The sequence below is a fragment of the Micrococcaceae bacterium Sec5.1 genome (assembly GCA_039636795.1).
In the GTDB taxonomy this organism is placed as follows: domain Bacteria; phylum Actinomycetota; class Actinomycetes; order Actinomycetales; family Micrococcaceae; genus Arthrobacter.
Map to the genome: position 1 here is coordinate 1,742,641 of CP143430.1, position 12,269 is coordinate 1,754,909.

At 63.2% G+C, this 12,269-nt stretch carries 14 protein-coding genes; 11 read left to right on the forward strand and 3 right to left on the reverse strand.

From position 1 onward, the window contains the following. The first annotated feature begins 42 nt into the window (after positions 1–42). Both VUN82_08065 and VUN82_08070 read left to right on the forward strand, forming a co-directional pair. Positions 43–1,386: a pitrilysin family protein gene (locus VUN82_08065; GenBank protein XAS73779.1), complete on the forward strand. Its 1,344-nt coding sequence runs from the start codon at positions 43–45 to the stop codon at positions 1,384–1,386. A 101-nt stretch (positions 1,387–1,487) separates the two neighbouring features. After that, positions 1,488–1,949 (forward strand): DUF1579 family protein, encoded by a 462-nt coding sequence (locus VUN82_08070; GenBank protein ID XAS73780.1) that lies wholly within the window; start codon positions 1,488–1,490, stop codon positions 1,947–1,949. Positions 1,950–1,998: 49 nt separating this feature from the next. Here the strand turns inward: VUN82_08070 and VUN82_08075 are convergent, their stop codons facing one another. Further along, positions 1,999–2,292: a hypothetical protein gene (locus VUN82_08075; protein XAS73781.1), complete on the reverse strand. Its 294-nt coding sequence runs from the start codon at positions 2,290–2,292 to the stop codon at positions 1,999–2,001. Between the two features lie 116 nt (positions 2,293–2,408). Between VUN82_08075 and VUN82_08080 the strand changes: the two genes are divergently transcribed. Further along, entirely contained in the window at positions 2,409–3,524 is a 1,116-nt protein-coding gene (locus VUN82_08080) for a helix-turn-helix transcriptional regulator (protein ID XAS73782.1), read from the forward strand. Here VUN82_08080 and VUN82_08085 read toward each other — a convergent pair. After that, on the reverse strand, positions 3,521–3,787 hold the full coding sequence (locus VUN82_08085; GenBank protein ID XAS73783.1) for a MoaD/ThiS family protein: 267 nt from the start codon (positions 3,785–3,787) through the stop codon (positions 3,521–3,523). The two genes, VUN82_08080 and VUN82_08085, sit on opposite strands and share 4 nt — an antisense overlap. 4 nt (positions 3,788–3,791) lie before the next feature. Further along, the gene (gene moaA / locus VUN82_08090; protein XAS73784.1) at positions 3,792–4,919 is read right to left on the reverse strand and encodes a GTP 3',8-cyclase MoaA; all 1,128 of its coding nucleotides are present in this window, start codon (positions 4,917–4,919) and stop codon (positions 3,792–3,794) included. A 206-nt stretch (positions 4,920–5,125) separates the two neighbouring features. Here moaA and VUN82_08095 point away from each other — a divergent pair, with 206 nt between their 5' ends. From VUN82_08095 to dapB, 8 genes are all read left to right on the forward strand, one after another. Then, entirely contained in the window at positions 5,126–5,857 is a 732-nt protein-coding gene (locus VUN82_08095; protein ID XAS74645.1) for a response regulator transcription factor, read from the forward strand. After that, a complete protein-coding gene (locus tag VUN82_08100; protein XAS73785.1) occupies positions 5,844–7,058 on the forward strand; it encodes a HAMP domain-containing sensor histidine kinase in 1,215 nt (404 codons plus the stop codon). The genes VUN82_08095 and VUN82_08100 overlap by 14 nt, the downstream gene beginning before the upstream one ends. Next, positions 7,055–8,641 (forward strand): molybdopterin-dependent oxidoreductase, encoded by a 1,587-nt coding sequence (locus VUN82_08105; protein ID XAS73786.1) that lies wholly within the window; start codon positions 7,055–7,057, stop codon positions 8,639–8,641. Before VUN82_08100 ends, VUN82_08105 begins: the two co-directional genes overlap by 4 nt. Before the next feature lie 71 nt (positions 8,642–8,712). Beyond that, positions 8,713–9,945 carry a gephyrin-like molybdotransferase Glp gene (gene glp / locus VUN82_08110; protein XAS73787.1) on the forward strand — a complete coding sequence of 411 codons (1,233 nt, stop codon included), beginning with the start codon at positions 8,713–8,715 and terminating at the stop codon, positions 9,943–9,945. Beyond that, complete coding sequence (gene moaC / locus VUN82_08115; protein ID XAS73788.1) at positions 9,933–10,511, forward strand: cyclic pyranopterin monophosphate synthase MoaC; 579 nt, start codon at positions 9,933–9,935, stop codon at positions 10,509–10,511. The genes glp and moaC overlap by 13 nt, the downstream gene beginning before the upstream one ends. Continuing rightward, positions 10,508–11,011 (forward strand): MogA/MoaB family molybdenum cofactor biosynthesis protein, encoded by a 504-nt coding sequence (locus tag VUN82_08120; protein ID XAS73789.1) that lies wholly within the window; start codon positions 10,508–10,510, stop codon positions 11,009–11,011. Before moaC ends, VUN82_08120 begins: the two co-directional genes overlap by 4 nt. Next, entirely contained in the window at positions 11,001–11,456 is a 456-nt protein-coding gene (locus VUN82_08125) for a molybdenum cofactor biosynthesis protein MoaE (GenBank protein ID XAS73790.1), read from the forward strand. Before VUN82_08120 ends, VUN82_08125 begins: the two co-directional genes overlap by 11 nt. A gap of 52 nt (positions 11,457–11,508) precedes the next feature. After that, positions 11,509–12,267 (forward strand): 4-hydroxy-tetrahydrodipicolinate reductase, encoded by a 759-nt coding sequence (dapB, locus tag VUN82_08130; GenBank protein XAS73791.1) that lies wholly within the window; start codon positions 11,509–11,511, stop codon positions 12,265–12,267. Positions 12,268–12,269 lie beyond the last annotated feature (2 nt).

The following is a 12,269-nucleotide window of genomic DNA, read 5'->3' on the forward strand; positions in this document are numbered from 1 at the left end:
ACCGGCCCTTCCGGCCTTAACTCGAAAACCTGAAAGGTCTTAATGACTGTCGTACCCTTGCCGTTGGAGCAGACCCTTCCCGGCGGCGACCTGATCCATGGTGCAGAGGGCGGTTCCGTCGTACGGCGTTCGGTCCTTCCCGGAGGCGTTCGCGTTCTCACCGAGGCAATGCCCGGGCAGCGTTCGGCCACCATCGGATTCTGGGTGGCAGTCGGATCCCGCGATGAAGCCGATGGCCAGCATGGTTCCACGCACTTCCTGGAACACCTCCTGTTCAAGGGCACAAAGCGGCGCACCGCGCTGGAAATCGCTTCAGCCTTTGATGAGGTGGGTGGCGAGTCCAACGCTGCCACTGCCAAGGAAAGCACGTGCTACTTTGCCCGGGTGTTGGACTCGGATCTTCCCATGGCCATTGACGTCATCGCGGACATGATCACCGGGGCTGTCCTGGATCCGGCGGAGTTGGAACAGGAGCGGGATGTCATCCTTGAAGAAATTGCGATGGACAGCGATGACCCAACAGACGTAGCCCACGAAAAATTCGTTGCAGCTGTACTCGGCAGCCACCCGCTCGCGCGTCCTATTGGTGGTACACCGGACGCCATCAAGGCGGTAGCCAGGGACTCGGTCTGGGAGCACTATCAGCGCTACTACCGTCCGGAAGAACTGGTCATCACCGCGGCTGGCGGCTTGGACCATGACGTCGTCTGCGATCTCGTGCAGAAGGCGTTGGAAGCTGCAGGCTGGCAGTTGGATCCGGAAGCAGCTCCGGTAGATCGTCGGGCCACCAACCGCGCCGTGATCACGGGCACGTCCGGCCTTCACGTGGTCAAGCGTCCCGTGGAGCAGGCCAATATCATCATGGGTTGCCCCACTATCGTGGCAACGGATGATCACCGATTCGTCATGAGTGTGCTCAACGCGGTGCTGGGCGGGGGAATGTCTTCCAGGCTTTTCCAGGAGATCCGCGAGAAGCGCGGCCTCGTCTACTCCACGTATTCCTTCACCGCCGCCTACGCCGATGCCGGCTATTTCGGCATGTATGCGGGCTGCACGCCGTCAAAAGTGCGCCAAGTGCTCGATCTCCTTGGTGTTGAGTTGGACAAGCTCGCCAAGGAGGGCATCACTGAGGAGGAACTCCGGAAGGCTGTGGGACAACTCAGCGGCGGCATCGTCCTCGCCCTCGAGGACACGGGCTCGCGCATGTCCCGGCTGGGCCGGGCAGAACTCGTTTCCGGGGAGTTCCAGGATATTGACGAGACATTGGCACGGATCAAGGCGGTCACTGTGGACGAAGTCCAGGAACTCGCCCAGGAACTTGCCGCAGCTCCCCGCACGATCACCGTCGTCGGGCCGTTTGAAGAAAGCGAAACCTTCGGTCTCTAGGAGACAGCGCGTTCAGCGGGTCTACCATCTCTGGACTCACGCACGGTAAACAGGGCAGCATGATCATACGATCATGCTGCCCTGCTCACATTGGAGTCGTGATGGATCTGCCCCCCAAAGGACACGCCGCAGGACTGCTGAAAGACTTCATCGGACATTGGCGGGGCATCACGGAAATAGCACAGTCTCCATGGGGTGCAGCGCGCACTGCGGAGGCCGAAGCCGTTTTCACAGAAGCCGCTGGGGGCTACGCCGTTGTGCAGAGCTACCGGCACCGTGAACCGGACGGAACGCACTTTGAAGGGCACGGGATGTTCACCGTGGATCCCGCCCATGGGGACACGCTCTGGTATTACGTGGACAGCATGGGCCGTCCGCCAACTGCCCCGGTGCGCGGCACATGGCATGACGGGACGCTGACGGTGGAACGGCGAACGCCGGAGGGGGTAGCCCGGCACACCTTTCGTGTTGAAGATGGCGTCCTGGTGCACACCGCGGAACTGCGGCTCGAGGGCACAGCCGAGTTCAGTCCCTTGCTCAAGAGTGTGTTCCGGAAAACCTGACGGCGGCACGAGGAATGTGCCCAGGACTCCGGCCAGGCAGGAACTGGCGTCAATAGGTTCCCGTGTACACTGTTTCGGCAACCCGTGTCTTTGGTGCGCCTTGGAGGGCCGGGGCGTTGGCTGGGGAGCTCCAGACAGACGCGTGCAGGCGCTCCACCATGTCCGTTGCCTGCTCTGCACGCTCGAAATCCATTTCAACCAGCACGTAGCGGGGATCCTCCATGGGCGTCCCCACCCGGAACTGCTTTACTCCTGAGGCGGCGCGGTCCAGGGGGTCACGGTCGAAGGCGGCTTTCCACTGGGTAAAGTCCTTGATTCCGTGTTCGATGTACAGGGTGTACATGGCAATCCTTCCTGTGGAGTCCGCGTTGGTGCTGCCAGCTTAGGGGCCGATGACAGGCGCCGATATCCCAGATTCATGGGGGTCCGGAACCGCCGGCAGCGGCGCATACTGGCTGCATGGCCAGCTCATGGGCAACCCACCGGACACGGGAACGGATTGAGGACTTGTTTCTCGCCGCTGGGGATGACCATGCCCTTCGCGAGGCTGCCGTGGCGGAGCTCCGACACGCGGTGGGCTTCAGCGCTTTCGTCTGGCCCCTGACTGATCCCGAGTCGGCCACCGGTGTTGCGCCCATGGCGGCTGTGCCGTGCCCCAGCGAAGTGCCGCTGGTCATCAAGGCCAGATATGCCAGCCGAATAAACCGCTGGACAGTCCTGTCCGAAGCCGAACGGCCGGCTGCCTCACTCTTTGCGGCCACAAATGGCGATCCCGCCCGACACCCGCTCTGGGACACCGTCCTGCGCGGATACGGAGTGGGAGACATAGCGTCACTTGCACTGGGGGACCAGCACGGTATCTGGTCATGGCTTGATCTCTGGAGGGAGGACACAGATCCTGCGTTCAGCGAGGAGGACCTCGACTTCCTTGTTTCGCTCGCGCCGGCAATGACCCGCGGACTGCGCCGCAGCCGGGCCCGGCAATTCGCCGCATCTCCTGTTGGGTCCAAAGGGTCCATGCCCGCCCAAGCGGTTCTGGTCATGGACGAAGACATGCAGGTCCTCGGGCAGACAAGCAGCGCCAGCAACTGGTTGTCCCTTCTGCAACGGGCGCCCCGGCCCCACGCCGGCATCCCGGCAGAGGTATACAACGTGGTGGCGCAGCTGTTGGCCAAGGAAGCGCATATTGACAATCGTGCGTCTGCAGCCAGAATCCATGTCGGTGGAGGCCAGTGGGCCTCCTTGCGGGCCGCGCGGATGGATAGTCCCACTCACTCGCCAAATGGTCCGGCCATCGCCGTCACCATCCAGGAATGCCTGCCCGCAGCCCGGCTTGGCGTATTCGTTCGGGCCTACGGATTGACGGCACGCGAAAGGCAGGCTTTGGCCTTGTTGGGGGCAGGCATGGATAACGAGGTCCTCGCCGGCCGGATGCGGATCTCGCCCCTCACCGCACAGGATCATTTCAAGAGCATCTTCGCGAAAACCGGAATGCACAGCCGTGCCGGCGTCTTGGCGTTGGCACTTGGAAGCGCCGCAGGCGGTGACGCCGAATTTGTTGACTCTGCCGTTTAGCCGCCTGCGAACGGCGGAAGGACGTCGATAACGTCCTCCGCACCCAGCGGGGCAGAAGGGTCCCGGACGGCTACTTCGTTCCTGAGGAAGCTGCTGCGGGCCACGACGCGGGCGAGCGTCGGCGTCCCCTCCGGGGGCACTGGACGTTCGACGGCGAGGGCAGCTTCCAGCAACGCCTCGAGGCTCGATCCTTCCGGGAGCGGGTGGATCTCCTCTTCGACACCTGCAGCGGCGCGTGCGGCAGCGAAGTAACGTACAAGCAAGGGTTCAGCCTCCGATTGCGCTCATGCTGCGGTCCGGCTGCACGAAGTCCGGTGCGCCGAGGCCGGTGTGGTCCATGCCGTGGGCTTTGGGTTTGACCCACATGGCGTCCTGCCAACGTTGGGCAAGCTCGTCGTCGGTAGCGCCCTCCCGAAGCAGTCCGAGGAGGTCGAACTCCTCACGGGAGAACAGGCAACTCATGATCTTGCCCTCGGCAGTAATACGGGTGCGGCGGCAGTCTGAACAGAACGGTTCGGTGACCGAGGCGATGATCCCGACTGTGCCGAGGACGGACCCGCTGGCTTCACCGGTTGCCTGGTCCCGGCGTCGTACTTCAAAACGTTCGGCAGGGGCGCCGTCGCGTTCACGTGGATCCCGGCTGAGGACGAAGTCCTTGGACAGCAGTTCCCGGATTTCAGCCGCGGTGATCATGTTGCGCCGGGTCCAACCGTGGTCAGCGTCCAGCGGCATCTGTTCGATGAAGCGAAGTTCGTAGCCGCGGCCCAAGGCCCAAGCGAGGAGGTCCGGAGATTCGGCATCGTTGATGCCCCTCATCAGCACGGCATTTAACTTGACCGGACCCAGACCTGCGGCCCACGCGGCGTCCACGCCGGCGAGGACACGGTCCAGGAAAGGCCGGCGCGTGAGCTTGGTGAAGGTTTCCTCGTGGAGCGAATCCAGGGAAACGTTGATCCGGGTGAGTCCTGCGGCCTTGAGGGCGGCCGCTTTCTTGTCCAGACCCACGCCGTTGGTGGTCATCGAAATGGGAAGGTCAGGGTGCTCGTTCCGGATGCCTGCTATGACATCCACCAGGTCCGCCCGGACCAGGGGCTCACCGCCGGTGAGGCGCAACTCCCGTACGCCCAGGGCGTTAACGCCTACCCGCACAATCCGAATGATTTCGTCTTTGGTCATCACCGCCTGCTTGGAGAGCCATTCCAACCCTTCGGCAGGCATGCAGTAAGTACAGCGCAGATTGCACTTATCAGTCAGGGACAGGCGCATATCAGTAGCCCGGCGTCCGTAGCGGTCCCACAAGCCCGCGGGCGTGCCAGCCGGACGCGGCGGCGGAACCGGGCCGCTGCCCGCAGCGCTGCCCAAAGGAGGCACAGGCATGCCTAGCTGAACACTCATAAATTCAGGCTACGCCACCCAGGCCTGAACAGTGATACCGGCTACATTCCGTTTCACTCATCGGACGCTTCGTTCAGGTGCCACCGAATGTGGCCCCTGACATGTCGCCGGCGGTAGGCAGTTCTTACGGAATGCGTACATTCGCGCGGAAGTGACCCGTATCCGGTGCCGGGCAGCTCCGGCGTACTTATGCTGAAAGCGTGACCATGCAATCGGCATCATCAGCGGCAGAGCCTGGCAATCGCCGCATCCTCCTCGTCGAAGACGAGCAGACGATCGCTGATGTTGTCCGCGACTATCTCCTGCAGGCCGGTTTCCAAGTGGACATGGCTGGCGATGGGTTCACGGCGCTCAAGCTGGCCGCAACGCGCCAGCCTGATCTGGTGATCCTCGATCGCATGCTGCCAGGACTGGACGGCGTGGAAGTGTGTCGTCGGCTCCGTCAAAGCATGAGCGTGCCGGTCATTATGGTGACGGCCCTGGGAACCGAAGATGACCGGATCCTGGGTTTGGAGATGGGCGCGGACGATTACGTCACCAAGCCGTTCTCGCCGCGCGAGCTTGTCCTTCGCGTCAAGTCCGTGCTGCGCCGCAGCGTCAAGGAATTCTCCCCTGAACCACCTGTTGAAGTGGCGGGCTTTGAACTCGATCCCGCATCCCGGACCGTCACTCACCTTGGAGCGCCGCTGACGTTGACACTGCGTGAATTCGATCTGCTGGCCTTCATGCTGCGCAGGCCCAACCAGGTCTTCAGCCGGGAAGAACTCATCAAGGCAGTGTGGGGCTGGGACTTTGGCGATCTTTCCACCGTGACCGTCCATGTACGCCGCCTCCGCGAGAAGATCGAAGTCAACCCCACCAAACCTGAGCTCCTGAGGACGGTTTGGGGCGTTGGCTACAGGTTCGATGCCAAGGGGGATGGCCATGGAGAGCACTGAGCTTGTCACCATCCTTGCCTGGGTGCTCCTGTGGGCAATGGTCATCGGTGCCATCACGTTTTTGCTGCTGCGTGTCCTTCGCCGGGCCTCCGTGTTGGCCCAGATCTGCCTGGTGGTGGTAGCTACCGTGGCCGTTCTCGTGGCAGGGATGGTCAGTGCCTTCAACGCCATGTTCATTTCGGCCAGGGACCTTGAGGTTATGTGGTACATCCTGGCCATGGCTTCGGCAGTAGCAGTGGCCTTGTCGCTCGTACTGGGAGCCAGGGTTTCCCGGAACGCAGCGCGCCTCGTGGCGGCGGCCAGGAGACTCGGCCGGGGCGAAACCCTGGATCACAACAGTGCGGATGGAAAGCGGGCTGAACCTGCCATGACCTCGGAACTCGCTGAACTGGCCCAGGAGTTGGAGGCCAGCAGCCGTAACCTGGCGGAGTCGCGGGCCAGGGAAGCCGCTATTGAAACCGCGCGGCGCGAGCTGGTCTCGTGGATTTCACATGACCTCCGGACTCCACTTGCCAGCATGCGCGCCATGACCGAAGCCCTCGAGGACGGCATGGTCGCTGATATCCCGGAGTATTACCGGAAGATCATCGGGCAGACCGAACAAATGACCGCCATGGTCAACGACCTCCTGGAGTTGTCCAAGATCCAGGCCGGAAGCCTTCGCTTGCGCGCCGAATCGCTGGACCTCTATGACCTTGTCAGCGATGCGTTGTCCGATCTGGCGCCGCTGGCCGCCCAACGCGCCATTAGGCTCACTGGCGGCGGAGACCGCGAATGCATGGCCGTAGCCGACGGACCCAGCATGGCCCGGGCTGTCCGGAACGTGCTGCTCAACGCGATTATTTACAGCACGCCGGACACCGAGGTACACATCAGCGTTGGGCGTGACAACGGAAACGCTGTGGTCGCCGTGGAAGACCACTGCGGGGGCATCCCGGAGGAAGACCTTCCCCACCTGTTCGAAACCGGCTGGCAAAAGGACCCTTCCCGGGGGAGCCCGTCGGGAGCACAGGGAAGCTACACAGGGGCAGGAATCGGATTAAGCATGGTGTCCGGCATCGTGAAAGCCCACGGGGGAGCTGTGAACGTGGAAAACGTCGACGGCGGTTGTCGGTTTGCGCTGTCGCTTCCGGCCGGCTCCCTTCCGGAGGGCTCCCTTGCGGCAGGATCTGCCGTGGATCGCCAAGGAGGCGCAGCATGAGAAAGCCTGGATTCTGGGCAGCGGTTGCCGGGGTGGCTGCCGGGGCAGCAGGCATTGCTGCAGGCGAGTTGAGCGCCGGCTTCCTCAGCCCCCTCGTTTCGCCGGTGACGGCCCTGGGCGGTGCCGTCATCGATTCCGTTCCTCCCGGGGTGAAGGACCTCGCCGTGCAGCTCTTCGGGACGGCGGACAAGATCGTGCTGGTCGCTTCCATCCTGATTGTGGCCGTGGTTCTGGCTGCCCTGGCCGGGATTCTGGAGCGCCGTCGGACCGGACTCGGACTTGTTCTGGCGGCCTTGGCAGGCGCGGCGGGCCTAAGCGCAGTCCTGACCCGGGCCCAAACAACACCGCAAGCCGCCATCGCGCCCATCGTGGCCGCCGTCGTCACCATGCTGCTGCTCCGCACGCTCATTCGCCGGCTGGGCACCTGGGTGCCGCCGCGTGAAGCGTCATCCGGCGTGGTGCCATCTGCTGAAGGGTCCACAGCCAGTGCCTCACCCTCGCCGGAGCCTGCCCCTCTGGCAAGGCGGAGCTTCCTGAACGCACTGGCGGTCACATCGATTGCGGCAGCTGTTGGCGGCGTTGTCACCAGCGTCCTCACGCGCGCGACGGCCGTGGCTTCCGGTTTCAGGGGCTCATTAACGCTGCCAGCTCCGGCGACAACCCAGCAGGCGATCCCTAACGGGGCTTCACTGCCGCTGGAAGGGATCAGCACCTTGGTGACACCGAACCCTGACTTTTACCGTATCGACACTGCATTGACCGTTCCGGCCATCGACCCTCCAGCGTGGAAATTGAAAGTGACCGGAATGGTGGATCGCGAGATCGAACTCGATTTCGCGACGCTCCTCACCAAGCCGATGACGGAACGGCACATCACTATCGCGTGCGTGTCCAATGAAGTGGGCGGCGATCTCATCGGCAATGCCCTGTGGCTCGGGTGGCCTGTGCGGGAGCTCCTGGCCATGGCGGGTCCCAAACCAGGAGCGGACATGGTGCTGTCCACCAGCAACGATGGCTTTACAGCAAGTACGCCGCTGGAAGCGCTCACGGATGACCGCGATGCCCTCCTGGCCGTTGGCATGAATGGCGAGCCGCTGCCCCTGGAACATGGATTCCCAGTGCGGATGATCGTGCCCGGACTCTACGGCTTCGTCTCAGCAACCAAATGGCTCACCGAACTCAAGGTCACCCGATTCGCGGACGATACCGCTTACTGGACTCCCCGCGGCTGGAGTGATCACGGCCCCATCAAGACGCAGTCCCGGATCGACGTACCGCGCAGTGGCCGCACGGTCAAAGCAGGCAAAGTGCAGTTTGGTGGTGTCGCTTGGGCCCAGCACCGCGGCGTTGACCATGTGGAGCTCCGCGTCAACCGTGGTCCTTGGCGCCAGACGATGCTTGCACCGGGGATATCCACGGATACCTGGTACCAGTGGCAGCTGGGACTTGATCTCACGCCCGGCAACTATGAAGTCCAGGTGCGTGCCACTGACTCCACGGGCAAACCACAGACCGAAGACCGGACCCCGGTAGCTCCCGACGGCGCCACCGGGTACCACACCATCAACGTGAAGGTCACTTAAGGCCCTACTCTGGGTACGTCCGGATAATCTCCGGCCCCGAGCGTGACCACACAGCGTGACCACACAGGAGGATGTCCTTGCCCAGATCCGTTGCTGCCCATCGCGACGCCGTGGTGGAACTACTGAGCGGTCCAGCCGCGACCACGTCAACTGAACAGCTGCCGCTACTGGAAGCCCTGGGCAAGGCGCTCGCCGTCGACCTCCAGGCGCCACTTTCCCTGCCGCCCTTCGCCAACTCCCAAATGGACGGCTTTGCCGTCAACTCTGCTGACATTCCCGACGGCGGCGCGAAGCTACGCGTGGCGGCACCGGTTCCAGCGGGGGCGGCTCCGGAGGCGTTGAAGCCAGGCTATGCCGTGCCCATCATGACCGGCGCCATGATTCCCGAGGGTGCCGACGCCGTGGTTCCCATTGAGCGGGCGCGTCCCAGCACTTTCCCGAATCCTGAGGCCAGGGACGTTGAGGTTGATCTGCCCGCCACTGCTCCGGGCACCTATGTTCGAAACGCCGGCAGCGACATCCAGGAAGGGGAGTTGGCCCTCCCCGCGGGGACCTGTTTAGGACCAGCGCAGCTCGGCTTGTTGGCCGCATTGGGGCTGACCGCCGTCGAAGTCCGCAAGCCATTGCGCGTCCTGCTGGTCACCACGGGCGATGAGGTCCTGGAACCGGGCCGGAATCTCACGCCCGGCAAGATCTACGACTCCAACGGAATCCTCCTGGAAGCATCCATGCGCCAAGCGGGTCTTGACGTGGTACGAAGCGGAATCTCCGATGACGATCCCGCACGATTGCTCGCAGTACTTCGCAACCACGTCGGAAGCGAAGACGGCAAGCACCCGGTGGACCTGATCGTGACCACCGGTGGCGTCAGCAAGGGGGCGTACGAGGTTGTCCGCCAAGCCATGGCCGCCCAGCACGTGGAGTTCCTGCCAGTTGCCATGCAGCCCGGCGGCCCACAGGGGATCGGCCGCTTTGAAGGTGTTCCGTTCCTCGGCTTTCCCGGCAACCCTGTCAGCTGCCTTGTCTCCTACGAAATGTTCCTGCGCCCTGCCTTGTCGCTGATCCACGGTGTCCCGGCACCGCGGCCAGTACAGCGGGCACGCTTGGCGGAACCCCTGCGCTCACCCGAGGGCAAGCATCAAGTGCGCCGCGGAACAGTGCTGCCTGACGGCTCCGTTCGAATGGAAGGTGGCGCGGGAAGCCACCTGATGCACGCCTTGGCGCGATCGAACGCCCTGGTGCAGATTCCCAGCGACGTCACGGAACTCGCGGAGGGAAGCGAAGTGGAAGTATGGATGCTGTGAATGAAATTCCCACGAACACGTCCGGCAACAGCGGCGGCCTGACCCATCTCCGGCAAGACGGTACTGCCCAGATGGTGGATGTCTCAGAGAAAGCAGTTACCACCCGTGAGGCAACTGCCACGGCCACGGTGCGCAGCACTGCCGAAGTCCTGGCGCTTCTCGGCGCTGGCGAATTACCCAAGGGCGACGCGCTCGCAGTGGCGCGCGTGGCAGGGATTATGGCCGCTAAGAAGACACCGGAACTGATCCCGCTGTGCCACCCGTTGCCGATCTCCAAAGTCACCGTTGATTTTGAGCTGGGAGCCGACTCGATCGAAGTACTGGCTACCGTGAAGACCCGCGGTGTCACCGGCGTCGAAATGGAAGCACTTACGGCTGCGTCCGTAGCGGCCCTGAGCGTCTACGACATGATCAAGGCTGTGGATAAGCATGCAGTGCTGACGGACATCCAGGTGCTGGCAAAAAGTGGTGGCAAAAGCGGGGATTGGAAGCACGGAGAGTGGAACCGAGGCAGCGCAGCCCCGGAATCCGCCCCGGAAGCCGCCCCGGAAGGAGCCCAAGCATGAATGCGTGCGAACCAAACGCCCACGGGCCGCGGAAGGCCGGCGTCGTTATTGCCTCCACCCGTGCGGCAGCGGGAATCTACGCCGACGAAACCGGCCCCGTCATCCTGGATTGGCTCAAGGAGCATGGCTTTGATGCCTTCCCCACCATGGTGGTGCCGGATGGCGAGCCCGTTGGCGCGGCTTTGAGGGCGCTCCTGACGCAGCAGCCCGCCGTCGTCATCACCAGTGGTGGAACGGGCCTGAGTCCGGACGACCAGACGCCGGAAGTAACGTTGCCGCTGCTGGATCGTGAGATCCCGGGCATTATGGAAGGCATTCGGCGGGCGGGCACTGCAAAGACGCCCATGGCCATGCTGAGCCGTGGCCACGCCGGAGCAGCAGGAAAGACATTCATCATTAACTTGCCCGGCTCCCCGAAGGGCGTCATGGATGGCTTGACTGTCCTGGATCCGGTGATCGGGCACCTTTGCGATCAATTGGAAGGAAGCCATGGGCACTGAAACAGATTTTGAAGTTGTTAGCGCGGTCCTGAGCGACGAGCCTATCTCCGTGGACCAGGCAATTGCCGCCGTGGAGTCTGACACCGCCGGGGCAGTAGTCAGCTTCAGCGGCGTGGTGCGCAACCACGATTCCGGTAAGCCCGTGGACCGCCTGAGCTACAGCGCCCATCCCACAGCGCACCGGATCATGTCCGACGTCGTCGCGCAGCTGGTCGCGGAGCACTCCGGCGAAGCAGAGCAACCGGTCAGGATTTGGGCCGCGCACAGGATTGGGATGCTGGAGATCGGTGATCCCGCGCTGGTGTGTGCCGTTGCGGCCGCCCACCGGGGCCAGGCGTTTGCCGTTTGTGCGGAACTCGTGGACCGGGTCAAAGCTCAGGTGCCCATTTGGAAGGAACAGTTCTTCAGCGACGGCACGGTGGAATGGGTCGGGTCAGGGGAGTAGGCGCGGAGTCACGGTTCCTGCCGTACCCCGGCCCGGCGGTAGGGTTAAAGGCATGACCGAACAACTTGCCGTTGCAGTGCTGGGCGCCCACGGGCGCATGGGAATTGAAGCCGTGAAGGCTGTTGAAGCAGCCGATGATATGAAGCTGGTAGCAGCTCTCGGTCGCGGCGATTCCCTGCAGACACTTCTCGACACAGGTGCCAAGTACGTTGTGGACCTGACTGTTCCTGACACTACCGAGGCCAACGTGCGCTTCGCGGTTGAACATGGCATTCATGCGGTGGTTGGGACCACGGGTTGGGATGGGCAGCGTCTTGGATCGCTGCGCACCCTCTTGGAACAGAAGCCGGAAACAGGCGTCCTGATCGCCCCGAATTTTGCTTTGGGTTCTGTGCTGGCGTCGGCATTTGCGGCGAAGGCTTCGCAGTACTTCGAGTCCGTGGAGATCATTGAACTGCATCACCCGAACAAGGTAGACGCTCCTTCAGGTACGGCCGTGCGTACGGCACAGCTGATTGCCCAGGCCAGGCAGGAAGCCGGTGTGCCAGCAAGTCCTGACGCTACGGAAACGTCCCTGGACGGCGCCCGGGGCTGCGACGTGGAGGGTGTACGCGTCCACAGCGTGCGGCTCCGCGGGCTGGTGGCGCACCAGGAGGTGCTCTTCGGCGGGCCTGGTGAACAGCTGACGTTGCGCCATGATTCCTTCGACCGTGCCTCGTTCATGCCTGGTGTCCTGCTCGGGCTTCGCAAAGTTGCGGACCACCCAGGCTTGACCTTGGGCCTGGATGGCTACCTGGACCTGGGGCTCTAGGA